The sequence below is a fragment of the Azospirillum sp. B4 genome, from assembly GCF_000333275.1.
Taxonomy (GTDB): Bacteria; Pseudomonadota; Alphaproteobacteria; order Azospirillales; family Azospirillaceae; genus Nitrospirillum.
Map to the genome: position 1 here is coordinate 1 of NZ_BACU01000246.1, position 24,621 is coordinate 24,621.

At 66.1% G+C, this 24,621-nt stretch carries 18 protein-coding genes; 7 read left to right on the top strand and 11 right to left on the bottom strand.

Translation table 11 applies throughout. The features are described 5' to 3' along the window. The first annotated feature begins 42 nt into the window (after positions 1 to 42). The 4 genes from carA to carB all read left to right on the top strand — a co-directional run bounded on the left by carA (position 43) and on the right by carB (position 5,430). Positions 43 to 1,212, top strand: coding sequence for a glutamine-hydrolyzing carbamoyl-phosphate synthase small subunit (gene carA / locus I55_RS10400; RefSeq protein WP_044560477.1), 1,170 nt, complete (start codon positions 43 to 45; stop codon positions 1,210 to 1,212). Positions 1,213 to 1,369: 157 nt separating this feature from the next. Then, positions 1,370 to 1,726, top strand: a complete 357-nt coding sequence (locus I55_RS10405) for a hypothetical protein (protein WP_148293667.1) — start codon at positions 1,370 to 1,372, stop codon at positions 1,724 to 1,726. Positions 1,727 to 1,831: 105 nt separating this feature from the next. Further along, entirely contained in the window at positions 1,832 to 2,464 is a 633-nt protein-coding gene (locus I55_RS32945) for a hypothetical protein (RefSeq protein WP_049974005.1), read from the top strand. Positions 2,465 to 2,709: 245 nt separating this feature from the next. Beyond that, on the top strand, positions 2,710 to 5,430 hold the full coding sequence (gene carB, locus I55_RS10415) for a carbamoyl-phosphate synthase large subunit (RefSeq protein WP_252181100.1): 2,721 nt from the start codon (positions 2,710 to 2,712) through the stop codon (positions 5,428 to 5,430). On the opposite strand, the gene flaF is transcribed toward carB, so the two are convergent. The 9 genes from flaF to I55_RS10460 form a co-directional block, all read right to left on the bottom strand. Continuing rightward, positions 5,320 to 5,853, bottom strand: coding sequence for a flagellar biosynthesis regulator FlaF (gene flaF / locus I55_RS34360; RefSeq protein WP_064742462.1), 534 nt, complete (start codon positions 5,851 to 5,853; stop codon positions 5,320 to 5,322). The two genes, carB and flaF, sit on opposite strands and share 111 nt — an antisense overlap. Before the next feature lie 414 nt (positions 5,854 to 6,267). After that, positions 6,268 to 7,485, bottom strand: a complete 1,218-nt coding sequence (locus I55_RS10425; RefSeq protein ID WP_044560480.1) for an ABC transporter permease — start codon at positions 7,483 to 7,485, stop codon at positions 6,268 to 6,270. Positions 7,486 to 7,514: 29 nt separating this feature from the next. After that, on the bottom strand, positions 7,515 to 8,678 hold the full coding sequence (locus I55_RS10430) for an ABC transporter permease (RefSeq protein WP_044560481.1): 1,164 nt from the start codon (positions 8,676 to 8,678) through the stop codon (positions 7,515 to 7,517). Further along, complete coding sequence (locus tag I55_RS10435) at positions 8,675 to 9,370, bottom strand: ABC transporter ATP-binding protein (RefSeq protein ID WP_044560482.1); 696 nt, start codon at positions 9,368 to 9,370, stop codon at positions 8,675 to 8,677. The genes I55_RS10430 and I55_RS10435 overlap by 4 nt, the downstream gene beginning before the upstream one ends. Positions 9,371 to 9,437: 67 nt before the next feature. After that, a complete protein-coding gene (locus I55_RS10440; RefSeq protein WP_252181101.1) occupies positions 9,438 to 10,406 on the bottom strand; it encodes an efflux RND transporter periplasmic adaptor subunit in 969 nt (322 codons plus the stop codon). A 297-nt stretch (positions 10,407 to 10,703) separates the two neighbouring features. After that, positions 10,704 to 12,641 (bottom strand): sulfate adenylyltransferase subunit CysN, encoded by a 1,938-nt coding sequence (gene cysN, locus I55_RS10445; protein ID WP_044560483.1) that lies wholly within the window; start codon positions 12,639 to 12,641, stop codon positions 10,704 to 10,706. After that, on the bottom strand, positions 12,641 to 13,561 hold the full coding sequence (gene cysD, locus I55_RS10450; protein ID WP_044560489.1) for a sulfate adenylyltransferase subunit CysD: 921 nt from the start codon (positions 13,559 to 13,561) through the stop codon (positions 12,641 to 12,643). Before cysD ends, cysN begins: the two co-directional genes overlap by 1 nt. Positions 13,562 to 13,904: 343 nt before the next feature. After that, entirely contained in the window at positions 13,905 to 18,305 is a 4,401-nt protein-coding gene (locus I55_RS32950) for a CHASE domain-containing protein (protein WP_049974006.1), read from the bottom strand. Positions 18,306 to 18,472: 167 nt separating this feature from the next. Then, positions 18,473 to 20,389, bottom strand: a complete 1,917-nt coding sequence (locus I55_RS10460) for a CocE/NonD family hydrolase (RefSeq protein WP_049974007.1) — start codon at positions 20,387 to 20,389, stop codon at positions 18,473 to 18,475. Between the two features lie 253 nt (positions 20,390 to 20,642). Here I55_RS10460 and I55_RS32955 point away from each other — a divergent pair, with 253 nt between their 5' ends. After that, positions 20,643 to 21,047 (top strand): spore germination protein GerW family protein, encoded by a 405-nt coding sequence (locus I55_RS32955; RefSeq protein ID WP_049974008.1) that lies wholly within the window; start codon positions 20,643 to 20,645, stop codon positions 21,045 to 21,047. On the opposite strand, the gene I55_RS10470 is transcribed toward I55_RS32955, so the two are convergent. Continuing rightward, entirely contained in the window at positions 21,044 to 21,829 is a 786-nt protein-coding gene (locus I55_RS10470) for a sulfotransferase domain-containing protein (protein WP_083901005.1), read from the bottom strand. The genes I55_RS32955 and I55_RS10470 overlap by 4 nt on opposite strands. Positions 21,830 to 22,126: 297 nt before the next feature. Between I55_RS10470 and I55_RS10475 the strand changes: the two genes are divergently transcribed. Together I55_RS10475 and I55_RS10480 are read left to right on the top strand one after the other, a co-directional pair. After that, complete coding sequence (locus I55_RS10475) at positions 22,127 to 23,377, top strand: NAD(P)-dependent alcohol dehydrogenase (protein WP_307718703.1); 1,251 nt, start codon at positions 22,127 to 22,129, stop codon at positions 23,375 to 23,377. After that, positions 23,362 to 23,742 carry a hypothetical protein gene (locus I55_RS10480; protein ID WP_148293668.1) on the top strand — a complete coding sequence of 127 codons (381 nt, stop codon included), beginning with the start codon at positions 23,362 to 23,364 and terminating at the stop codon, positions 23,740 to 23,742. The genes I55_RS10475 and I55_RS10480 overlap by 16 nt, the downstream gene beginning before the upstream one ends. 2 nt (positions 23,743 to 23,744) lie before the next feature. Here I55_RS10480 and I55_RS10485 read toward each other — a convergent pair. Then, positions 23,745 to 24,621, bottom strand: an 877-nt coding sequence (locus I55_RS10485) for a DUF3422 domain-containing protein (RefSeq protein WP_044560494.1), incomplete at its 5' end; no start/stop codon positions are given.

Here is a 24,621-nt window from a genome sequence, read left to right on the forward strand (position 1 = left end):
CCCGCATCCGGGGGCGCGTTCCGCAGCAGATGGATTGAAGCGATGACNGCAGCCGCCCCCACCAACCCCCNGCAGCCNGAGGGCGCCACCGGCGTGCTGGTCCTGCGGGACGGCAGCATCCACTGGGCAAAGGGCATCGGCGCCGCCGGCCAGTCTGTGGGCGAGGTCTGCTTCAACACCTCCATGACCGGCTACCAGGAAATCCTGACCGATCCGTCCTACGCCGGCCAGATCATCACCTTCACCTTCCCGCACATCGGCAACGTCGGCACCAACGATGAGGACATCGAGACGGTGACGCCGGCGGCCCGCGGCCTGATCCTGCGCGCCGACATCACCGAGCCGTCGAACTGGCGCGCCACCCGCGGCCTGGACGCCTGGTTGAAGAGCCATGGCCTGGTGGGCCTGGGCGGCCTGGACACCCGCGCCCTGACCCGGCGCATCCGCGACGGCGGCGCGCCCAACGGCGTCATCGCCCACGCGCCGGACGGCAAATTCGACCTGGACGCCCTGGTGGCGCAGGCCAAGGCCTGGCCCGGCCTGGAAGGCATGGACCTGGCCAAGGACGTGACCTGCGGCCAGACCTTCACCTGGGACGAGAGCGCCTGGACCATCGCCGGCGGCTACGGCCGCCAGACCGATCCCAAGCACCATGTGGTGGCCGTCGACTTCGGCGCCAAGCGCAACATCCTGCGCTGCCTGGCCAACGCCGGCTGCCGCGTGACCGTGGTGCCCGCCACGGCCACGGCCGAGGAGATCCTGGCCCACAAGCCGGACGGCGTCTTCCTGTCCAACGGCCCCGGCGACCCCGCCGCCACCGGCACCTACGCCGTTCCGATGATCCAGGAGATCGTGGCCAGCGGCCTGCCCCTGTTCGGCATCTGCCTGGGCCACCAGCTGCTGGCCCTGGCCCTGGGCGGCCAGACCACGAAGATGGACAAGGGCCACCGTGGCGCCAATCATCCGGTGAAGGACTTGGCCACCGGCCGGGTGGAGATCACCAGCCAGAACCACGGCTTCGTCGTCCTGCCGGAAAGCCTGCCGGACACCGTGGAGGTCACCCACGTCTCGCTGTTCGACGGCACCAACGAAGGCATCCGCCTGAAGGACAAGCCGGTGTTCTCCGTGCAGTACCATCCGGAAGCCAGCCCCGGCCCCGAGGACAGCCACTATCTGTTCGACCGGTTCATCGAGAACATCGCCGCCCGTTAAGCCAGGCAAGTATTCGGGTCCAATGCGGCGGCGGGGATTTACCAACTTCGCCGCCCTCCCCGCCTGCTGCGACCGATTACAAATACCCTCCTTTTGCTCCGGACGAGCCCCCTCGTAAAAACCGCCGAATTCTGCTAGAAAATCGGAATTACCGGTGGTGCCGAGGGCAATAATGGGCGTGTTCGACTTCCTGAAGAAGGACGTGGTGGAGAAGGTCAAGATACCCGCGCTGGCCGCCAGCGTGGTCATCAACGACAAGACCTACCCCATCAACAACATGGCCGCCGACAGCTTCACCGCCACCGGCGCCGGATCCCTGGGCAAGGGGACCGCCTTCAAGATGAAGGTGGCGTTCAAGGACAGTAAGGAAAACATCGCCTTCGTCTGCGATGGCCAGGTGGCCGCCGTTATCGGCAAGGACGCCAAGATCGCCTACGTCAACCTGGACGAGGCGCGGCGTCTGCGGGTGGCCGGCTTCCTGACCCGCTATCTGCGATCCCGCGGCGGCAATTGAATGCATGGTCATTTGAATAAAATTTTAAATACTTCTCTTTAAGACCATCTTCATCATTTGAGACGCCCACTCGTCGTTCCAGTCGAACGATGGTATTCTCGAGTGATGCGCGCTTATTCCCTCCCCGCACTGGCATTCATGGCGGCGGCCCTGTCGGTAGGCCTGGGGATCGTCATGCCCGCGCAGGCGCAGACGGCCGGCCCGGCCAGCCCCACCCAGTGGATGGTGCGCCCCACCCCGCCGCATGACGCGATGAAGCTGGCGCAGCCGCAACCGGGGCACATGGGCGCGGGGCCTTACGACCCCAGCCCGCCGCCGGCCGTGGCCTTGCCCTTGCCGCCCCGCTACACCCAGCCGCGCATCGTCTATGCCTTCGCCCAGCCGGCGGCCAAGATGATGACGGTGTCGCGTGAACTGTCGGACGCCTGCCGGCGCGGCCGCTTCATCCAGCGCATCGACATGCTGTACCGCGCCTTCGGGCCCAAGGAACGACCAATGGGCGTGGCCTACGGCACCTGGGCCATCAACCTGGTGGATCCGGACCGCAAGCGCGAGGTGGGCACCGTCTATTTCTTTGACCGGCAGGACACGGCCCGCTGCACCGTCTACACCGCCCGGCAGAACGTGCTGCTGCCCTGGTATTACGGCCCCGGGGGCGGTTACGGCCGGGATCCGGCCGGCACTGTTCCCACGACGGGGGCCACACCCGTTTCCGCGCCGACGCCACAAGCCCCCTAACCCCCTGGATTTCCAGGGATCAAGCCCTGGATCGCCCGCCGGGTTGCGGTAGGCGCACCCCCCCACCCCAGATGCAGCGCTTCCCCCCGGGGCGCGGCCCCTTTATATAAGCGGCTCAGCCGAACAATCCCCCGCGCCACCATTCCAGGGCGGGGGATTGTTTTGTGTGGCCGGAGTCTGGAGCCCCCTTCGGGATGGGCCGGACGGTCCGGGCGGTAGAATTCAAAAAATGGCGGCTGACCCTCATGCCTAAACGCACAGACATCAAGTCCATCTGCATCATCGGCGCCGGCCCGATCATCATCGGCCAGGCTTGCGAATTCGATTATTCCGGTGTGCAGGCGTGCAAGGCGCTGAAGGAAGAGGGATACCGGGTCATCCTGGTGAACTCCAACCCCGCCACCATCATGACCGACCCGGGCCTGGCCGACGCCACCTACGTCGAGCCCATCACCCCGGCCGTCGTCGCCAAGATCCTGGAGAAGGAGCGTCCCGACGCCCTGCTGCCCACCATGGGTGGCCAGACGGCGCTGAACACGGCGCTGAAGCTGTTCCACGACGGCACGCTGGATCGGCTGGGGGTCAAGCTGATCGGCGCCAAGGCCGACGTGATCGAGAAGGCGGAAGAACGCCTGTTTGTTCGCGACGCCATGGACAAGATCGGGCTGGAAAGCCCGAAGTCGCGCATGGTGAAGTCCGAGGCGGAGGCCCAGGACGCCCTGGCCTTTGTCGGCCTGCCCGCCATCATCCGCCCCAGTTTCACCCTGGCTGGCACCGGCGGCGGCATCGCCTACAACAAGGCGGAGTTCGAGGACATCGTGCGCGGCGGCCTGCGCGCCAGCCCGGTGGGTGAGGTCCTGGTCGAGGAATCGGTCCTGGGCTGGAAAGAGTATGAGATGGAGGTCGTGCGCGATTGCCGCGACAACTGCATCATCATCTGCTCCATCGAGAACATCGACCCCATGGGCATCCACACCGGTGACAGCGTCACCGTGGCGCCCGCGCTGACGCTGACCGACAAGGAATACCAGCTGATGCGCAACGCCTCGATCGCGGTGCTGCGCGAGATCGGGGTGGACACCGGCGGGTCCAACGTCCAGTTCGCCGTGAACCCGGAGAATGGCCGCGTCGTCGTCATCGAGATGAACCCGCGCGTCAGCCGGTCGTCCGCCCTGGCCTCCAAGGCCACCGGCTTCCCCATCGCCAAGATCGCCGCCAAGCTGGCCGTGGGCTACACCCTGGATGAGCTGGACAACGACATCACGGGCTCCACGCCGGCCAGCTTCGAGCCGACGATCGACTACGTCGTCACCAAGATGCCGCGCTTCGCGTTCGAGAAGTTCCCCGGCGCCGACGCCCTGCTGACCACCTCCATGAAGTCGGTGGGCGAGGCCATGTCCATCGGCCGCAGCTTCGCCGAATCGGTGCAGAAGGCCCTGCGCTCCATGGAGACCGGCCTGACCGGCTTCGACGAGGTGGACCTGACCGGCGGCACCGGCGTGGTCGACCCGCTGAAGATCCGGGCCGCCCTGTCCAAGCCCACGCACGACCGCATCCTGGTCATCGCCCAGGCCTTCCGCCATGGCCTGACGGTGGAGGAAATCCACGCCGCCTGCCGCGTCGACCCGTGGTTCCTGCGCCAGATCGAAGGGATCATCCGGACCGAAGCCGAGGTGAAGGCACAGGGTTTGACCGCCCTGACCGCCCGCGACTTCGCCAAGCTGAAGGCCCAGGGCTTCTCCGACGCCCGCCTGGCCACCCTGACCGGCGCCACCGAGGCCGCCGTGGCGGCCGCGCGCCGCGGCTTCAAGGTCCGCCCGGTGTTCAAGCGCATTGACACCTGCGCCGCCGAATTCGCCAGCAAGACGCCCTACATGTACTCCACGTACGAGGGGGACGGCAGCGTGCCCGGCGATTGCGAGTCCGAGCCGACGGGCCGGAAGAAGGTCGTCATCCTGGGCGGCGGTCCCAACCGCATCGGCCAGGGCATCGAGTTCGACTATTGCTGCGTCCATGCCGTCTACGCCCTGCGCGAGGCGGGCTATGAGACCATCATGGTCAACTGCAACCCCGAAACCGTGTCCACCGACTATGACACCGCCGATCGCCTGTACTTCGAACCGCTGACGGCCGAGGACGTGATCGAGCTGGTGCGGACTGAGCAGACCAATGGCGAGGTGCTGGGCGTCATCGTCCAGTTGGGCGGCCAGACGCCGCTGAAGCTGGCCCGCGACCTGGAAGAGGCCGGCATCCCCATCCTGGGCACCAGCCCCGACGCCATCGACCTGGCGGAGGATCGGGAGCGCTTCCAGCAGCTGCTGCACAAGCTGAACCTGCGCCAGCCGGCCAACGGCCTTGCCCGGTCGCTGGAAGAGGCGGAGAAGGTGGCCGACACCATCGGCTTCCCCGTCGTCATCCGTCCGTCCTACGTGCTGGGCGGCCGCGCCATGGAGATTGTGCACGACCGGGCCGGCCTGAAGCGCTACATGGCCAACGCCGTGAAGGTGTCGGGCAAGAACCCGGTGCTGATCGACAGCTATCTGCAGGACGCCATCGAGGTGGACGTGGACGCCGTCTGCGACGGGGCCCGGGTCTACGTCGCCGGCGTCATGGAACACATCGAGGAAGCCGGCATCCATTCCGGCGACAGCGCCTGCGCCCTGCCCCCTTACACCCTGCCCAAGCCGGTGGTTGAGGAGCTGGAGCGCCAGGCCGAAGCCCTGGCCCATGGTCTGAACGTCGTGGGCCTGATGAACATCCAGTTCGCCATCAAGGCGAATCCGGATGGCACCGGCCCCGCCGGCCAGGACATCTACATCCTGGTTTTTCGCGCCCGTTTTGGGGCCGCCGGCCGTTTAGATCGATATGTTGAACTTGCCCATCCCACCTGCCGCCATGCCCGGAGCCATGCCAGGCCGCGGCGCGACCGGGGCCGCCGGCGGCGGCGCCACGCCTGGCGCGCGTGATGGCACCGGGGCGCCAGCAGCGGGGGCGCCAGCGGAAACAGCCGGCATGGCCGCTGCTGCCGCGTCGCCGGGGCGCTGGGAAAGGCCGGCCGCGATATTGCGATTGATGTCGATGAGCGAGTTCAATTTGGTGACGTCCAGATCGCCCAACCGCTCGAAGGTCTGGCGGTCGACGATCAGCGACAGCACCAGGATCTTCTCACGCAAGTCCTTGGGCAGGGGGCAGTCGGGCTCCGCCATGGACGATTGGAAGATGGTCCACAGCCGCTGGTTCAAGGACAGGGCCTGGCGCAGGGGCTCCGGATTTTCAGGCGTCTGGGCCGCCAGCATCAGCCGGCGGGCGGCTTCGGTCAGGCCCCAGGCTTCGATGTCACGGGGATTGTCCGACGCGGGACGGTTGGTATATCCGGCCGAAGGCTTCATCAGATCACGTGATCCCTGGCTAACTCGTTTGCTGGCGGCGGGTGCCAGCGCCATCCACAACCCCATGCCCGTTAAAACGGCACGGAGCGGATGAAGCGGTACCGGTACCACCCTCTACCTTCACCGGAAAGACCAGGCTGTCATTCCTGGGCTCCCGGACTTTATCCTTCCCACCACCCGGATGGGTGGCACCGCGCCTTCGGCTATCCCTTGCGCTTAACCCGGAAGAGGTCATGCGCAAGTGGCATATCCCGAGAGTGGCACCGGATAAGTATCCCATACTCACCTGACACCAGCAACCCGGCAAGCGGAAGCGGGTGGATAGAGCGCGGCGACGGCCGCCACCCGATCCGTGCCCCCGTGTTTAGGGCATAAAGGTAAAGATACCCTGAACCGATTTGCCAATGGTTGACATCACGGCGTGCCATAGGCCTCCACGATGGGGATGCGGGCCGCGCGCCAGGCGGGAAGGACGCCGCCGATGAAACCCACCACCAGGGCCAGGACGATGCCCTGCAGGGCAACCGCCGGTGTCAGGTGGAAGGTGAAGACGATCTGGGAAAAGCTGGCGCCCGACAGGGTTGATCCCGTCAGGCCGTCGAACGCCACCCAGGTGAACAACGCGCCCACGACGCCGCCTGCCAGCGACAGCACCAGGCTCTCCGCCAAGGTTCCCAGGAAGGAGGAGGTGCCGCTGAAGCCGATGCAGCGCAAAGTGGCGATCTCCTGCGCCCGTGCGGCGACGGAGCTGTACATCGTGTTCAACGCCCCGGCCAGGGCGCCGAAAGCCATGGCGATGGCCAGCGGCCAGCCCAGCTTCTGGATCAGGTCCGACGTGCGGCTTGCTTGCTGGGCGTAGTATTCGGCCTCTGTCGTCACGTCCAGCTTCAACTGCGGGTCGTTGGCGACATAGTCCTTCAGCGCCCCCAAGGCGTCTGGCCCGGTCAGGCGGGCCCGGATGGATTGGAAGACGTTCTGCCGGTGGAACAGGTCCTGGACCACCGGCGTGTCCGCCCATAGTTCGGACTCAAAGACGCTGCCGCCCAGTTCGAACACGCCCACCACCACCCAGCTGCTGTTACCCAGCTTGACCGTGTCGCCCAGGTTGAAGCCGACGAAATCCTTCTGCAGGGCCCGGCCCACCAGCAGCTCATTGGTCCCGGGGTTGAACTGCCGCCCCTCCACGATTTTCAGGCCGGGCCGCACGGCGATACCGGCGGGACCCAGGCCGCGCAAGGTGACGTTGGCCCGGGGCGCCTTCTTAAGATCACCGTCCGCGGGCAGGGTGGATTTCTTGATGCCGTCGACGATGACGTAAAGCTCTGGCGATACCAGGGGTTTGCCGTCCGGTCCTTTCAGCACGCCCGGTGCCTCCTCGATCAGGCGGGCCTGGTTGCGGACGATGCCGCTGTTCAGCTCCGCCTGCGCGCCCGCGCGCAGCATTATGGCCATGTCCTTGGCCCCCGTGCCCCGCAGGGTCTGTTGAAAACCGGCGGCCATGGCCAGGAAGGCCAGCAGCACGGTCACCACCAGACTCACGGCCACCACGGTGGATAAGGAGGTCCAGAAGCGCTGCGGGATGCTCTTGATACAGATGGTGGTGACCACCGCGATCTCGTTCAATGCACGCATGTCGGTCGTTCCCCTTACAGGCGGCCCCTTTACAGGCGACCAAGCGCGGTGACGATGTTGAGGCGCAAGGCGGTCCAGGCGGGCAGGAAGCCGGTGATCAGGCCCAGCAGGACCATGAAGCCCAGGCCCAGGCCCATGACCGGCATGGTCAGCGCCAAGCCGGGGATGGCGCTCGAGGCGCTCTTGGCCAGCACCGTGACCAGCAAGCCGGCCAGCACCAGGCCCGGTACGCCACCCAGCAGGGAGAGCAGTAGGGATTCCCCCAGCACCTGGCGCCAGATGCGCCAGGAAGGGAAGCCTAGCGTCTTCAGCACCGCGATCTCCTTCGTGCGTTCCCGCACCGCCATCACCATGGTGTTGCCCACGATCATCAGAATGGTGGCGAAGGCAGCTCCCACCACCAGGGTGATGATCAGGGCGATGTTGCCCAGTTGCGCCAGGAAGGCCTTGCCGAAGGCCTTTTCCGACTGGGTGTTGGTCTCGGCGGTGGAGTTGGCGAACATGTCGTCGATGGCCGTCGCCACCTTGTCGTTCAAGTCGGCGCTGTCCGTCTCCAGCGTCATCCAACCCACGGTGTCCTTGCCGAAGGTCTTGCTTTCATTGAAATTCTCATGCTGGAACAGAATGAAGCTGGTGTTCGCGGAGTCCGTCTTGGGATAGGCGATGCCGGCCACGGTCAGTTCCCAGGTGTGGCTGCCGTCGGCCTTGTTGGTGAAGATGTTGGAATTGATCGGGATCCGGTCGCCCGGCTTCCAGCCGTATTTGGTGGCGATGGCCTCGCCCACCAGCATGGTGGTGCGGTCGTGGATGAAGGTGTCGCGCGCTGCGGGATCGATCCGCAGGGTGTCGCGGAAGACCTCCATATAGCTTTCCGGATCGACGGCGAAGGTGCCGATCTGGTTGCGCGCGTCCTGGTAATAGCCGCCGAACCAGCTGGAGTAGGTCACCGTCTTCACGCCCTTGACCGCCGCGACTTTGCTCACATAGGCGAAGGGCAAGGGCTGGATGAAGGTGATCTTGTTGGTCACCACCAGCCGGTTGTCGGCCGCCTGGTCCACGCCATGCTGAAAGGCGTAGTGGATGCTGCCCAGCACGCCGTAGATGACGAAGGCCACGAAGATGGCCAGCATCATCAGGAAGGTGCGCAACTTGCGGCGGAACAGGTTGCGCCAGAGCAGGTAGAGGTCGCTCATGCCACCATTTCCCGTTCAGTGAAGCGCCCCTTGTCGAGGTGCAGGGTGCGGCGGGCGTACTTCGCCGCTTCCGGATCGTGGGTGACCATGACGATGGTCTTGCCCATCTCCCGGTTCAGCAGTTGCAGCATGGCCAGAATCTCATCCGCCGTGCTGCGGTCCAGGTCGCCCGTCGGCTCGTCGCACAACAGCAGCTTGGGGTCGGAGATCAGGGCGCGGGCGATGGCCACGCGTTGCTGCTGGCCACCCGACATCTCACGCGGATAATGGTTGGCGCGCTCCGCCAGGCCCACCAGGCTCAGCGCCGCTTCCACCCGCCGCTTGCGTTCTGAGCGGCCGAAGGCGGTCAGCAGCAGGGGCAGCTCCACGTTGCGCGCCGCCGACAGGGTGGGCATCAGGTTATAGAACTGGAAGATGAAACCGACATTGTGGGCGCGCCAGCGGGCCAGTTGCCCTTCCGTCAGCGTGTCGACCCGCGCGCCGTCGAAGGTGATGGCGCCTTCCGTTGGCTGATCGATGCCACCCAGCAGGTTCAGCAGCGTCGTCTTGCCCGACCCGCTGGGCCCCATCACCGCGACGAAATCGCCAGCGGGAATCGTCAGGCCCAGATGGTCAAAGATGGTGATCGTGTCCTTGCCCTTCACGAACCGTTTCGAAACATCCTGCAGATGGATCAGCGTCTGGCCCGTCATGGCCTCAAGCTCCCGGTCTAGTGGCGTGGGACGTGGATTCAGGAACGCGATAGGGAAGGGGGCCTGGTCAGCCGCCCTTGCGCTCGTCGATGAAGGTCACCTTGGCCGCCATGTTGGGCAGGACGCGCGGGTCCTTCACCGCGATGGCGACGCGCACCTTGATGGTGGCCTTCTCCCGGCTGGCGGTGGGGATGATGGCCAGGACGGAGGCCGGAACCTTCCAGTCCGGATAGGCGTCCAGCGTCGCCTCCACCCGCTGGCCGGGGCGGACGCGGGCGATGTTGGCCTCGTTCACCTCCACCTCGAACTCCAAGCTGTCCATGTCCACCAGCGTGCAGACGCCGGTGCGGGTGAAGCCGCCGGAGGACATGGGGGAGATGATCTCGCCCGGCTGGGCGTTCTTTTCGGTGACCACGCCGGTAAAGGGGGCACGCACCTGGTAGCGGTCCACCATCTCCGCGTCATAGGCCACGGTGGCGCGGGCGGCGTTCACGTCGGCCTTGGACTTCACCAACTGGGCGCGCAGCGAGGCGGCGCGGGCGTCGGCCTTGATCAGGTCGGCCTCACTGGAGAACTGGCGGCCGGTCAGCGCGCGCGTGCGCTCCAGCGTCTTTTCCGCGTCCACCAGGTCGGCCTGGTTGGCGACCACCGCGGCCTCGGCCGAGGCCTGGCGAGCGCGGGCCAGGTCCAGGTCGCTGCGGGCCAGCACGTCATCCAGCGTGGCCAGCACCTGGCCCTTCTGCACCAGCATGCCTTCCTGCACCATCACCTCGCGCACGCGGCCGGTGACGTCGGCGGACACGGTGGCCACGCGCCGGGCCACGACATAGCCGGAGGCCACCAGATTGCCGCCGCGCACCTCCGCCACCGGAGCGGCCGGCGCGGATTGGGTCTGGCTGGCCGCCACCGCCACAGGCTTGGCCGGCGCCTGCGCCGCCTGCTCACCTCCGCCTGACGATTTCAGCAATCCAGCGGCCCAGGCGACGCCAACGGCGATCGCGACCACGGCCACGCCCGCCCCGAGACCCAGGATCAAACCCCGGGCTCCGCCGCCGCGCCGGGGCGCCGACTGCGTCCGATCGATGGTGATGGACCGCAAAAGTTCCGCTTTGTCCCGCTGCACCTTGTCCCCCGACTGGCACAAACCCCAATTCCATCATAGCGCCTGACGCTAAAGGTCGCACTACAAATGGTTGATCTGAAAGGGCGCGGGGTATAGGGCCACCTGTAAGGAAGCGGCAGGGGCCAGCGCGAATGCAAAAAGGGTCGGGCCGGCGGATCGCTCCCGCCGGCCCTGAATTGAGAAAAGGCTTTATATGGTCCCGCCTTCCCCTTAGATGGCTGCGCCATCCACCAGGTCGGCATCCTCATCGAAGCGGGACAGCAGCGCGAAGATGTGGTTGGCCGCCTGTTCGGCGGTCATCGCCTGGGTGTCGATGCGCACATCCGGCGATTCCGGCGGCTCGTAGGGGCTGTCGATACCGGTGAAGTTGGGGATCTTGCCGGCACGCGCCTTGGCGTACAGGCCCTTGACGTCCCGGTTCTCAGCCACCGCCAGGGGGGTGTCGACGAACACCTCAAGGAATTCGCCCGGCCCCAGCAGCTCACGCGCCATGCGCCGTTCCGCCCGATAGGGGGAGATGAAGGAAACCAGCACGATGAGGCCGGATTCCACCATCAGCTTCGACACTTCGGCCACACGGCGGATGTTCTCCACCCGGTCGGCGTCGGTGAAGCCCAGGTCACGGTTCAGGCCGTGGCGGACGTTGTCGCCGTCCAGCAGCATGGTGTGGCGGCCATGGGCGTGCAGCTTCTTTTCCACCAGGTTGGCGATGGTGGACTTGCCGGCGCCGGACAGGCCGGTGAACCACAGCACGCGCGGACGCTGGCCTTTCATCTGCGACCGGGCGCGCTTGTCGACGTCCAGCACCTGCCACGGCACGGTGCGCACGATGGCGGAACGGATGAGGCCGGCGGCCACCGTCTCGTTGGTGAGGCGGTCGATGAGGATGAAGCCGCCGGTGTCGCGGTTGTGACGATAGACGTCGAAGGCCACCGCCTGGTCCAGGCTCAGCGTCGCCAAGCCGACCTCGTTCAAGGACAGGGTCTTGGTCGCCAGTTGTTCCAGGGTGTTGACGTTGATCTTGTGCTTCAGCGTCGCCACCGTGGCCGGTACCGACTTGGCGCCCAACTTCAGGATGTAGGGCCGGCCGGGCAGCAGCGGCGCCTCCGACATCCACACCAGCGTCGCCTCCATCTGGTCGGCCACCTCCGCGGCCTCATCCAGGGAGGAGATGATGTCGCCGCGGCTGATATCGATCTCATCCGCCAGGGTGATGGTGACGGACTGGCCGGCAACGGCGACGTCAAGGTTCCCGTCATGGGTGACGATGCGCGCCACCCGGCTTTCCTGGCCGGACGGCAGCACGCGCACGCGGTCGCCCGGACGCACGGTGCCGGCGGCGATGGTGCCGGCATAGCCACGGAAGTCCAGGTTGGGGCGGTTGACCCATTGCACCGGCAGGCGGAAGGCCTGGCTGGCGCGAACGTCCGCGACCTCCACCGTCTCCAAATGCCCGATCAGGGTCGGACCCTGATACCAGGGCATGGCGTCGGTCTGGGTGGTGACGTTGTCGCCCTTCAGGGCGGACAGCGGGATAGCCTGGATATCGGTCAGGTCCAGCTGGCGGGCGAAGGCGCGGTACTCCGCCACCACGCGCTCGAAGACGGCCTGATCGTAGGCCATCAGGTCCATCTTGTTGACCGCCAGCACGATCTTGCGGATGCCCAGCAGGGACACCAGGAAACTGTGGCGCCGTGTCTGCGGCAGCACGCCCTTGCGCGCGTCGATCAGGATGATGGCGAGATCGGCGGTGGACGCGCCGGTGACCATGTTGCGCGTGTATTGCTCATGACCGGGCGTGTCGGCCACGATGAACTTGCGCCGGTCGGTGTTGAAGAAGCGATAGGCGACGTCGATGGTGATGCCTTGCTCGCGCTCCGCCGACAAACCGTCGACCAGCAGGGCGAAGTCTAGATCGCCACCTTGGGTGCCAACCTTGCGGCTGTCGGCTTCCAGTGCCGCCAGCTGATCCTCGAACAGCATCTTGCTGTCGTACAGCAGACGGCCGATCAGGGTGCTCTTGCCGTCATCGACGCTGCCACAGGTGATGAAGCGCAGCAGGCTCTTGGACTGCTGGGCCGCGAGGTAGCGCTCGATCTCGGACACGCCCGCTTCCAGCGTCTCGGGCAGGGGGGTATCGGGGGCCATCAGAAGTACCCTTCCTGCTTCTTCTGTTCCATGGAGGCGCCGCCGTCACGATCGATGACACGACCCTGGCGCTCCGACGTTCGGGCCAGCAGCATCTCGCGGATGATGGCTGGCAGGCTGTCGGCGTCGCTGTCGATGGCGCCGGTCAGCGGGTAGCAGCCCAGGGTGCGGAAGCGCACGCGGCGCATCTGCGGCGTCTCGCCGGGCTTCAGCGGCAGGCGGTCGTCATCCACCATGATCAGGGCGCCGTCACGCTCCACCACCGGGCGTTCGGCGGCGAAGTACAGCGGCACGATGGGGATGTTTTCCAGGTAGATGTATTCCCAAATGTCCAGCTCGGTCCAGTTGGACAGGGGGAAAACGCGGATGCTCTCGCCCTTGTTCTTGCGCGCGTTGTATAGCTGCCAGAGCTCCGGGCGCTGGTTCTTGGGGTCCCAGCGGTGCTGCTCATTGCGGAAGCTGAAGATGCGCTCCTTGGCGCGGCTCTTTTCCTCATCGCGGCGGGCGCCGCCGAACGCGGCATCGAAGCCGTAGCGGTCCAGCGCCTGTTTGAGCGCCTCCGTCTTCATCACCTGGGTGTGGATGGCGGAGCCGTGGGTGAAGGGGCCGATGCCGCGCGCCAAGCCTTCCGGATTGGTATGGACGAGGAGATCCAGGCCCAGATCCGCCGCCCGCTGGTCGCGGAAGGCGATCATCTCGCGGAACTTCCACGTGGTATCCACGTGCAGCAGGGGGAAGGGGGGCTTGGCCGGGTAGAAGGCTTTCATCGCCAGGTGCAGCATCACCGCGCTGTCCTTGCCGATCGAATACATCATCACCGGATTCTGCGTCTCCGCCACCACCTCCCGCAGGATGTGGATGCTTTCCGCCTCCAGGCGCTGCAGATGGGTCAACCGGGGGACTGGAAGCGTTCCCGCCAGCGCGGTCGAAAGGGAGGAGGAGGGGGGCTTAACGATGCTGTCCAACACTGCCGCGTCTTTCACGTCAATCACTCTTCCATCGCGCAAAGGCCTGGGGCTGCAACGCCGATCCACCTTGTACAGCGGCCAGTCTAGTACGCTTGCGCGTCAAACGCCAAACGTTGGCCCCGGTCGCCGGGCGTTCCTCAATACCCTGTCAGCAGACGTATAAAGGAAACTTTCACAGTTGGCATTGCGATTATGGAATTCCTGTGGCTGCGAAAATCACGTGATGTGCTATGCCATAAATAACATAAAAATAATGTATTAATTGTTAAGGGGCAAGCGACAGGCGCGAGGGGGGTCAGTCCACCGATCTCAGAAATCGCTGGCTGACCGCCTGCCAGGACTGGGGCCCCAGGGTTCCGATCAGGGCTCCCAACGCCCGGGCCCGGACCATGTCGCCAGCGTCGCAGGCGGATTGCAACTGACGCGCCGTTTCCTCCAATCGCCGCAATCCACAATTTCCCGCGGTGGAAATCAAGTCATGCGCCTGTTGGCCGAGCGCCTGCAAATCCGCCATGTCCGACTGCGCCGCCAGGCGGGCCATCAGCTCCACCCGATTGCCGCCGTTGCCGATGAAATCGCGGACCAGCCGCTGGAAGGCTTGGGGACCGGCGACGTTCTCCAACCGGGCCAGCACCATCTCATCCAGCAAGGGCAGGTCGGTGGTGGAAATCGGCTGCCCGGATGGCGACGGGGCTGGTGGCGGGGCTGGTGGCTGGGAACTCGGACCCGATGGTCCGCCGGCCGACCAGCGGTCCACCACCTTCAGCATCTGTTGGTGGCGGAAGGGTTTGTAGACACAGTCGTCCATGCCGGCGGCGGCATAGTCGGCACTCATCCCGGCCATGGCGTTGGCGGTCATGGCCAGGATGGGCGTGCGGGGGCGGCCCTCGGCCGTCTCCGCCGCGCGGATGCGGCGGGTGGCCTCCACGCCATCCATCACGGGCATCTGCACATCCATCAGGACGATATCGTAACGGTCGCGCGCGTGGGCCGCCACCGCCTGGGCGCCATCCTCCACCACCGTGACGGCGTAGCCCGCCTTGCGCAGTGTCAGGGCGGCCACGGCTTGGTTGGTGGGGTTGTCCTCCACCACCAGCACCCGGCGGCCGTGGCCATCCGCTGCCGCTTCCGGCTCCCGAACTTCGGCCGCGCAAGGCGGCATCAGGCAACCGAAGGCGCGGGCCACCGCCTCGTTCAGGGATAAGCGCCGCACGGGCTTGGGGCACAGGGCGTCATAACGGACTTCGGCTATGCCATCCTCCGGTTCGATGGAACTGACCAGGATGATGCGCAGATCCTGGAATCGGGGATCGGCGCGCACCCGGGCCGCCACTTCCGGCCCGTTCAGCCCCGGCATCCGGTGGTCGACCAACAAGATGGCATAGGGATCGGCCGTGCCCGCCGCGGACCACAGGCGGGCCAAGGCGGTCTCACCGTCCGGCGCCTCGTCCACGCGCAGCCCCAGATCGAAGCTCAGGTTGTGGGCCAGGATCAGGCGGTTCATGGCCAAGTCGTCCACCACCAGGGCGCGACGGCCGCGAACGCTTTCCAGCGAGGGCAGCGGCGCGTCAGCGGGTTCCGCTGGTGCCAGCGGCAGTTCGAACCAGAAGGTGGAGCCTTTGCCAGGCGTGCTCTCCACCCCGATGTCCCCGCCCATCAGCTCCACCAGCTGCCGGCAAATGGCCAGGCCCAGGCCCGTTCCACCGAAGCGGCGGGTGACGCTGGCGTCAGCCTGGGTGAATTTCAGGAACAGGCGCCGTACCTGATCGTCGCTAAGCCCAATGCCGGTATCCTGGACGATGAAGCGCAGGCGCCTGGTTTCCGGCGCCGTGCCGGGCAGGCAGGTGACCACCACGCTGACCCAGCCCTGGTCGGTGAACTTGACGGCGTTGCCCGCCAAGTTCAGCAAGATTTGGCGCAGGCGGGTGGGATCGCCGTGCCAATGCCGTCGCGCTTCCTCCACCACCAGGACGCCCAGCTCGATTCCCTTGTCGCGGGCGCGCGGGGCCAGGATGGCGGCGACACCCTCCACCAGGTCGCCCAGGTCGAAGGACAGGTTCTCCAGGTCGACCTTGCCGGCCTCCAGCTTGGAGATGTCCAGGATGTCGTTGATCACGCCCAGCAGGGCATCGGCGCTGTCGCGGATGGTTTCGGCATATCCCCGCTGCTCGGCACTTAGCCCGGGCGTGTCCAGCAACAGCTGGACCATGCCCACGACGCCGTTCATGGGCGTGCGTACCTCATGGCTCATGTTGGCCAGGAAGTCGTTCTTGGCGCGGTTGGCGTCTTCGGCCCGGCGCTTTTCCGCGGCCAGGGCCTTGGCGCTTTCGCGCGTCACGGTCACATCCCAGTTGACGCCCACGATCTTCAGGGCCTGGCCCTTGGCATCCCGTTCCACCAGGCCGTTGCTCTTGACATGCCGGATGGTGCCGTCGGGCAGGCGGATGCGGAATTCCGTATCCAGCGGGGTTTCGCCACGGACCGCGGCCTGCACCTCCGCCTGCATGCGGCCCAGGTCGTCGGGGTGGCAGCGCGATTGCCAGAGGGCGTTGGTCAGGGGCCGTGGCGTGTCGGGATCCACGCCATACAGCTGGAACATGCGCTCGTCCCAGACCAGGTGGTTGGTGAGCAGATCCAGTTCCCAGACACCGATGCCACCGGCCTGGGTGGCCAGGGCCAGGCGATTACCGGCAGCCATCAGCTTGGCGTTGATGGCGCTCAATTCCCGCGTCATGCCCTCGGCGATGGCCGTGGCCCGGGCGCGCACCATGTGAAGGTTGGCCGTCAGCGCTGCCAGCATCAGGGCGATGAAGGACAGGCTGGCGGCGGCCAGCGCCGCTCCCGCCTGGCCCGCCGACGCGAAGGTGGCCGCGCGTGTCCAGGCCAAGGTCAGGACATGGCCGCCTTCGTCCACGCGGCTGGTCTGGTCGTAGCTGGTGATGCCGGAACTCTTCAGTCCCAGGCGCTTGGCCAGCCGGTTGGGCAGGCTGGAGATGGAAGCCTTGCGGTACAGCAGGGCGTCCGGCTTGACCTCCTCGCCGTCGTAGACCGCCACATCCAGCTCATCCACCATGCCGCGCAGGGCCTCGCGGAAGAACACTTCGGAGATGAAGGGGGCGTAAATCCAGCATTGCAAGGCCTGGCGCCGCTGCGCCACCGTATCCAGGGGGCGGTCCGGGGCATAGACGGGAATGAAATAGAGAAAGCCGGGTCGCCGCTGCGTGTCCTGCACCAGAGTGATGCGCTTGGTCATCGCCGGCCGGCCGGTGTCGCGGGCGCGCAAGGCGGCGTCGCGCCGGTTGGTTTCCGCCGCGATGTTCAGACCCAGGGCGGCGGCATTGGCCGCCGCCGGTTCGATGTAGGTGATGACGTCGTATTCCAGCGCGTCGGAGAAGTCGTCCAGCACCGCTTCGGTGGATGCCGGGTGCACGGTGAAGGTGGGGGCGCCGTCTGCCCTGACCTTGCGCAGGAAGGCGTCAAGCCCATCGGTGGGCACGGGATAGACCACGCCCATGCCGTTGATGCCGGGATAGCGCCCGTCGATGTTGATGGTGTCCGCGAAGGCGCGCCACTGCATGCGGCCGATGGGCAGGCCGGTGGCATACAGGGCGGCCCCCGCCTCCAGCGCGTTGGAATAGACCAGCAGCCGTTCATGGATGCGCGCCATGGCGCTGTCCACGATCTTGGTCAGGTGCGCCTCGTCCCGGGACCGGGCGATGTCGGTCCGATCCAGGAAGACACCGGCGGCCACCAGGCAGCCCGTCAGGAAAACGACGGAGCCCAGCCGTGCCGACTCATGGGGAATGTCGGAGAAGACGATGGCCGTCAGGGCGAACGTGGCCAGCATGGCCTGCATGTTCAGCAGGCTCTGGTTCAGGCCGGCGTCGATGAAAGGACCGATGCCGGCCGCCGTGGCCAGGACGAAGACCGCCGCCGCCGCCAGTACGACCAGTTGAGCGGCGGCCGGCCCGTAGTGGCGGGCGGCCAGCACGATGGCCGGATACAGCAGGAAAAGCCCCAGCGTCGCCGCTGGCCCCAGCAGCGACTGGACCACCGGCAGCAAGGGCAGGACCAGCCCTCCCAGCAGGAGGCCCAGCAGGGGCAGCAGGCTGCTGAACAGGGTGCCCCATAGATACGATGGGCGGTAGTCGGCCGGCTTGGCCTCCCGCATAGCCACGAGCAGGCCGTTGACAATCAGGATCCCCAACGCGTCGCCCGTCCACCAGGTGGCCCAAATGGCACCCAGGTTCACATCCCACGACAGATTGCCGGCCACCAGCAGCGTGGTGACGCCGACGGTGGCGCTGCACACCGGGGCGATGACCGCCGCCAGCCCGTGGGCGGCGGCGCGCGAAACCTGCAGGCGCTCCTTGTCGATGCCATCGATGCGGGTGAACAGCAGGGCGCCCAGCACCGCTTCCGCTGTGTTGCCCAGGGCGATGAAGGCCGCGGTCAGCGGGCCCACGTCCGGTGTCAAGATGTTGGCGATGAAGGCGCCGATGAAGACGAAGGGCCAGGTGGAGCGGCCAAAGGCCAGCAGGCCCGCCACCGCCACGCCGGACGCTGGCCAAACGGGGCTGGCGCTGTCGCTGAGGCTGGCCAACGCCAATCCCAACCGCGCCGTGCCCAGGTACAACAACGCCAGGGCCAGTACCTTCACCGTAGTCGCCAGGGCGAGCCCCGGGAATGGACGCATGACGCCGCCTGTCCTCAGTGCGCGGCATCCGCCCGCCGCCCCTCGATCAGTACAAGTCTAGCCGCTGCCGCCAAGGGATAGAAGCGGTGCAATCGGAGAGAAAAAAGGCCGGGCGATGAGACGCCCGGCCCGACTTTCTCTGATGCGGGTCTTCCTAAGCCTACAGCCTAATTCACCGGCACCACCGGCAGGTCGATGAAGCTGGCCTGGGCGCCCTGATGGAAAACGCGCTGGGTCGCCTTGCGATAGTCGCCGGGCTTGGCCAGGAAGATGTTGTCGACAAAGGTCTGCGGGTTGCGGTCGTAGAGGGGGAACCAGCTGGACTGGATTTGCACCATGACGCGATGGCCGGGCAGGAAGACGTGGTTGGCGTTGGGCAGGGCGAAGCGGTAGCGCTGCACCTTGTCGGCGGGGATGGCGGTCGGATGTTCCAGGCTGTCGCGATAGCGCCCGCGGAAGATGTCCATGCCCACGCCCAACTGATAGCCGCCCATTTCCGGCTGCGACGGCACCTCGTCCGGGTAGACGTCGATCAGTTTGACCACCCAGTCGCTGTCGGTGCCGGACGTGGAGGCGTAGAGGTTCACAACCGGCTCACCGCTGATCTTCAGCGGCGCCGTCAGCACCTCGCTGGTGTAGACCAGCACGTCGGTACGGTCCGCCACGGCGCGCTGGTCGCTGACCAGCCAGCGCTTCCAGGCGTCGCCATCCGTGAAGCGCACCGGGCGCGGCACGTAGGGTACGGGCTTGGCAGGATCGGAGACGTACTCGTCGAAGGCCTGGCCACCTTTGGCCGGCACCGCGAAACCCAGGCCGCCGCCCGCCTGCAGATACAGCGGCTTGGGCGTGGCGGCGCAGCCGGTGGCGCAGGAGGTCGGCCATTTCTGCAGGCGGCGCCAGACGTTGGTGCCGCTCTCGAACACCAGCACCGGCGGTGTGTCGGCCTTGGGCGCGCCGTCCTTCAGGTGTTCGTCCAGGAAGGGCAGCATGGTGTTGCGACGGAAGTCCAGGGCCGTGTCGCCCTCGAACTTCAGCGGGCCCAGGGTGGAGCCATCATAATTCACGCCACTGTGCCGCCAAGGGCCCAGCACCAGGTAATTCAGGGTGTTGGTCGTATCCTTCGGCTCGATCGCCTCATAGGTGTGGACGGCGCCATACATGTCCTCCTGATCCCACAGGCTGGCCACCACCATGGTGGGCACCGTGGGGGTGCGGGCCCCCAGGATCACGTCCAGGGCCTGGTTCTGCCAATAGGCGTCATAGGCGGGATGTTCCGACAGCTTGCGCCAGAAGGGCAACTGGTCGAAGCCGTAAGCGTGGGCGAAGCCGCCAGCCGAACCTGCCCGGAGGAAGGCGTCATAGTCGTCGTAGATGCCGCGCGGCATGTCCTCGCCCAGGCCGCGCACGGTGGTCTGGTGCTGGATATAGTCGAAGTTGGTCTGGCGGAAGGCGCCGTTGTGGAACCAGTCGTCGCCTTTCCAGCCGTCGACCATGGGGCTCATGGGCACGGCGGCCTTCAGCGCCGGGTGCGGGTTCACCAGGGCCATCAGCACCGTGAAGCCCTCATAGGAGGAGCCCACCATCCCAACCTTGCCGTTGCTTTCCGGGACGTTCTTCACCAGCCAGTCGATGGTGTCGTAGGCGTCGGTGGAATGGTCGACCTCGGTGTCGTTCAGGGGGCCGTGCAGCGGGCGGGTCATGACATAGTCGCCCTCCGACCCGTACTTGCCCCGGATATCCTGGAAGACGCGGATGTAGCCCTCGGCCACGAAGCTCTCATCACCCATGGCCAGCGTCGCCTGCATGTGCGGGCTGACGGACCGCTTGGCGCGCTTGCTGGCGTTATAGGGCGTGCGCGTCAGCATGATGGGCGCGTTCGTGGCGCCCTTGGGGATGACGATGACGGTGTGCAGCTTCACCCCATCGCGCATGGGGATCATGACGTCGCGCTTGATGTAATCCGCGCCCTCGATGGTGCCATCGACCTTGGCCGGGATGTCCGGCTGCATGTAGGGCGTCATGGACGGCGCCGTTTGCGCCGTCCCGGCCTGGACATGGGCCGCCGTGGCCAGCAGCAGCCCCATTCCCGCGCATGCCCCCGCCCGCGCCGTCTTCCCAAGCCAACGCCCCCTCATCGAACCCATCATGAACCGCCCCTTTTATCCAATATGCAGCCCGTGGTCGGCGGGCGAGGGGGAACCATACCGGGGTAGGCCAAGGCGTCAAATGGCGTTCGGTAACGGAACGGTTACAAAAGAAGTGGTGAATCCCTTAGGTGGAAATATTCACAGGCAATGCGCGCTGTGATATTGTTGCGCCGCAACAAGGAGGCGCCCCATGCTGCTCAACCCATTCCTCGCCGACCCCACCAAGACCCTGACCCAGGATCTGCTGACGGAGTTCGAGACCATCCTGGGCAAGGGGGTCCTGGGCATGCCCGTGGAAATCCCGGGGGGGCTGATCGTGCCCGTCACCATCACCACCTTCGGCGTCGGTGTCTATGGCGGCAGCGTGTGGGGGGAGGCCGTGGGCGGCGGGGGCGGGGGCGGCGTCATCCCCTGCGCCGTGCTGGTGGTGCAGGATGGCAAGGTGAGCTTCCACCCCATCGCACCCGAGACGACGCGGGCGGCGGCGGAGCATGTGACGAACATGGTGACCAAGATGCGCGGCCCCCGCCTGCCGCAGGATGACGCGGCGCCCACATCGGCCGTAACGCCGGTCGCCGTGCCGGTCGAGGCCTAACCGTCCGCTGGTGTGGCGGCGTCCGGCGTCGGCAGGTAGTAGCCGGCGAGGAAGGTCCAGAAGGCGTTGTCCATCAGGGATTGCGCCCGTTCCGGCAGCGTCTTGTATTTGCCCACGGTGCCATCGCCGATGTGGGTCTTGTGCCAGTGGGTGACGGGGTCGTAGAGGTTGGGTCGCGCGTCGGTCCCGGCGTTCTGCACGAAATGGCCTTCCTCGGCCAAATCGGCCAGGGTGCGCTTGACCGTGCGGGTCAGCAGGCTTTCATGGATGGTGCGCAAAACCTCTTCTGGCGCCGGCACGCCGATCAGGTCGGCGATGCGGGCAACGGACTCGAGCCTGTCATGGAAGCCGTCCTCATAGCGGAACACCACCGTGCGCCGGCCCTGGGCCATGCAGGGCTGCACTCGCCGCACGCTGCGCAGGACGTAGGCGAAAGCCTCATTGAACGGCGTCTCGAAGCGCTGCATCAGGGAGGCCACGCAGTCGCGTGGGTCACGCAGGGTGATAACCGTGGGGATATCCTCATGGGCGATGCGCAGTTGCGTCATGTTATCCGGATGGTGGGTCTTCAACACCAAGGGGACCTTGGACTTCTGCCCGATTCCGACATAATGCTCCAGGTCGTTGCGATAGTCGGATTTGAACCCGCCTTCGCCATGGGCGTGGACCAGCAGCTGGCGGACCACATTGAACGACCAGGTGGAGGCGCTGCCCGGCATGCCGACGCAAATAATCGCATCATTGTCGCCAATGCCGGCGACAGTTTCATTTTCTTGCATCATTGCAATAACTATTGCCTTGAGTTAGATATTCGGAAAATCGGCGATGATGATTTGTACGATTGCTAGCTGATATTTCGTCGCACTCCCATCGCCAGAAGGGCGAAATGGCGTAGCCAATTCGGTGGAGGGCGGCGCCGGCCCGATCTTTTTTTGCCGCTCGGCAGAAAGACGATTGAACTAAGTCACTCGACTTCCTATGTCGGGCGGGCGTGGCTTCGGGGGGTGGGATCGCCCATGCCGGGGGGGACACCGGGAAGTCATGCTCTCAACAGATCAAGCCATCAGAGAGGGGCTGACGTGATCAAGACCTTGGGATATGCGGCCTATAAGGCCAAGGAAGCGCTGGCGCCGTTCACGTTCGAGCGTCGCGACCCCCGAGACCACGATGTGGTCATCGACATCAAATATTGCGGCATCTGCCATTCCGACGTGCACCAGGCGCGTGACGAATGGGGGGCGGGTATTTTCCCCATGGTGCCGGGCCATGAGATCGCCGGCATCGTCACCCAGGTCGGGTCCGCCGTCACCAAGTACAAGGTGGGTGACAAGGTGGGCGTGGGCTGCTTCGTCGACAGCTGTCGGGAGTGCGAGTACTGCAAGCAGGGGCTGGAGCAATTCTGCGCCCGCGGGATGACCGGCACCTACAACGCCATCGAGCGGGACGGCAAGACCATCAGCCAGGGCGGCTATTCCGGCGCCATCGTGGTGGATGAGAATTATGTCCTGCGCATTCCGGAGAACCTGCCACTCGACGCTGCCGCCCCGCTGCTGTGCGCCGGCATCACCCTCTATTCCCCGCTGGCCCACTGGAAGGCCGGTCCGGGCAAGAAGGTGGCCATCGTCGGCCTGGGCGGCCTGGGCCATATGGGGGTGAAACTGGCCCATGCCATGGGCGCCGAGGTCACGGTGCTGAGCCAGTCGCTGCGGAAGCAGGGGGATGGCAAGCGCCTGGGCGCCGACCACTTCTATGCCACGTCGGACGCGGCGACCTTCAAGAAGCTGGCGGGTTCCTTCGACCTGATCATCAACACCGTGTCGGCGCCCATCGATTGGAACGCCTACCTGGGACTGCTGAAGGTCGATGGCGCCCTGGTGGTGGTGGGCGTGCCCGAGGAGCAGGTGCCGGTGGGCGCCTTCTCGCTGATCATGGGTCGCCGCAGCCTGGCGGGCTCCCTCATCGGCGGCATCCAGGAGACGCAGGAGATGTTGGACTTCTGCGGCAAGCACAACATCACCAGCGATATCGAGACCATCGCCATCCAGGGCGTTAACGAGGCGTATGACCGTGTCGTCGCCAGCGATGTCCGCTATCGTTTCGTCATCAATATGCCCTCGCTTGAGACCGCTGTAGCCGCGTTTCTGACTTACGCCCAAAAGCGTGACGCGGGCGGCGGCCTCGCCGCCCGCTTCATTTTTCTGAAATTGAATTTATGCCCGCAGCGTCCCGCCCCGGTTGCTGGCGCCCCAACGGCACGATACGCTGATGTCCATTCCTGGGGCGTTCAGGCCTTGGGCCTTCAGGCGGTGATTCCATGCATGCTGGTGTGATCATCCTCGCCGGTCTGGCCGCCATGCTGTCGTCCGCGGCATGGGCGCAGGACACGGCAAGCGTCACCGCGAACACCACCGGCAATCCCGCCGCCGGCCCCGCCGCGCCGCCGGCCTTGAAGACCGAAGAACTGGTTCGGGATATCATCATCAGGCCGCACGTGTTGCCGACGCCGGAGGAGGAAAAGGCGTACCATGACGCCGAATACGCCCGGCTCAAGGCCCTGTTCGGCCCGCCGGAATTACCGCCCATATCGCGCGGGGACGCCTTTTCGCGGAATGAATCCCTGAACACCGGCACGGTGGCGGGTCCCAAGGCGGTGAATTGTCCTGATATCGTCGCCTGCTACGCCCCGCCGCAATAAGCTCAATGCGGCATGTTGCGCCGCAGCCAGCGGGCGGCGATGGCGACGACGCCGGCGCAGACCGGCACGGCGATGGCCACGATGCGGCTGGTGGACGGCCAGCCCTCCGTTTCCGGCAGGCCATGCATCACCTTTTCGACCAGCGACACCAGGTAGTAGGTGATGCCGACGATGGACAGGGCCTCCACCGCCTCCTGGATGCGGACATGCATGCTGGAGTTGCGGTCCAGGGAGGTCAGCAGGGCGGCGCTCTGGCTGGACAGGCCCACATCCACGCGGGTGCGCAGGCTGGCCTGGGCGCGTTCCATGCCAGCGGCCAGTTCGCCCTGCAGGCGGGCGGCCGCCTCCACCGTGCGGATGCCGGGGCGCAGCCGGCGCTTCAGGAACAGGCCCACCCGCTGTAGGCCGGGAATGCGCTCCTCCCGCAACTCGTCCAGCCGTTCGCTGACGATCTCGCCATAGGCCAGGCTGGCGCCGAAGCGCCAGCGGTTGCGTGTGACCAGATGACCCAGGTCGACCGCCAGGTCGGTCAGGCTGTCCAGGATGGCGCGGTCCTCCGCCGGGGTCTTGCTGTCGCGGATGCGGCTGACACTATCCTCCAGCCGGCGTTCCATGTCGGTCAGCGCCACCATGGTCTCCCGCGCCTGGNGGAAGGCCAGGAAGGCAGCCGCGCGGTAGGTCTCGATCTCCAGGATGCGCTGCACCAGCCGGCCCAGCCGGTCATCGGTCAGACCCCGGTTCTGGATCAGCGCGCGACTGTAGCCGTCGTCGTCGATGTGGAAGTCCAGCGCCATCCAAGCCCTCACGCCATTCACTACGGCGCCGGGCGCACTGCCGGTGGGAAAGCGGGGCGCCAGCCCCTTCGGTTCCGGCATGCCG

Bases quoted from the DNA above. Each gene is read 5' to 3' on its own strand.
- I55_RS32950 (WP_049974006.1), bottom strand. From the start codon at position 18,305: ATGCGTCCATTCCCGGGGCTCGCCCTGGCGACTACGGTGAAGGTACTG.
- flaF (WP_064742462.1), bottom strand. From the start codon at position 5,853: ATGAAGCCTTCGGCCGGATATACCAACCGTCCCGCGTCGGACAATCCC.
- I55_RS10425 (WP_044560480.1), bottom strand. From the start codon at position 7,485: ATGCGTGCATTGAACGAGATCGCGGTGGTCACCACCATCTGTATCAAG.
- I55_RS32945 (WP_049974005.1), top strand. From the start codon at position 1,832: ATGCGCGCTTATTCCCTCCCCGCACTGGCATTCATGGCGGCGGCCCTG.
- I55_RS10435 (WP_044560482.1), bottom strand. From the start codon at position 9,370: ATGACGGGCCAGACGCTGATCCATCTGCAGGATGTTTCGAAACGGTTC.
- I55_RS32955 (WP_049974008.1), top strand. From the start codon at position 20,643: ATGCTGCTCAACCCATTCCTCGCCGACCCCACCAAGACCCTGACCCAG.
- carB (WP_252181100.1), top strand. From the start codon at position 2,710: ATGCCTAAACGCACAGACATCAAGTCCATCTGCATCATCGGCGCCGGC.
- I55_RS10460 (WP_049974007.1), bottom strand. From the start codon at position 20,389: ATGGGGCTGCTGCTGGCCACGGCGGCCCATGTCCAGGCCGGGACGGCG.
- I55_RS10480 (WP_148293668.1), top strand. From the start codon at position 23,362: ATGCATGCTGGTGTGATCATCCTCGCCGGTCTGGCCGCCATGCTGTCG.
- cysN (WP_044560483.1), bottom strand. From the start codon at position 12,641: ATGGCCCCCGATACCCCCCTGCCCGAGACGCTGGAAGCGGGCGTGTCC.
- I55_RS10470 (WP_083901005.1), bottom strand. From the start codon at position 21,829: ATGATGCAAGAAAATGAAACTGTCGCCGGCATTGGCGACAATGATGCG.
- I55_RS10430 (WP_044560481.1), bottom strand. From the start codon at position 8,678: ATGAGCGACCTCTACCTGCTCTGGCGCAACCTGTTCCGCCGCAAGTTG.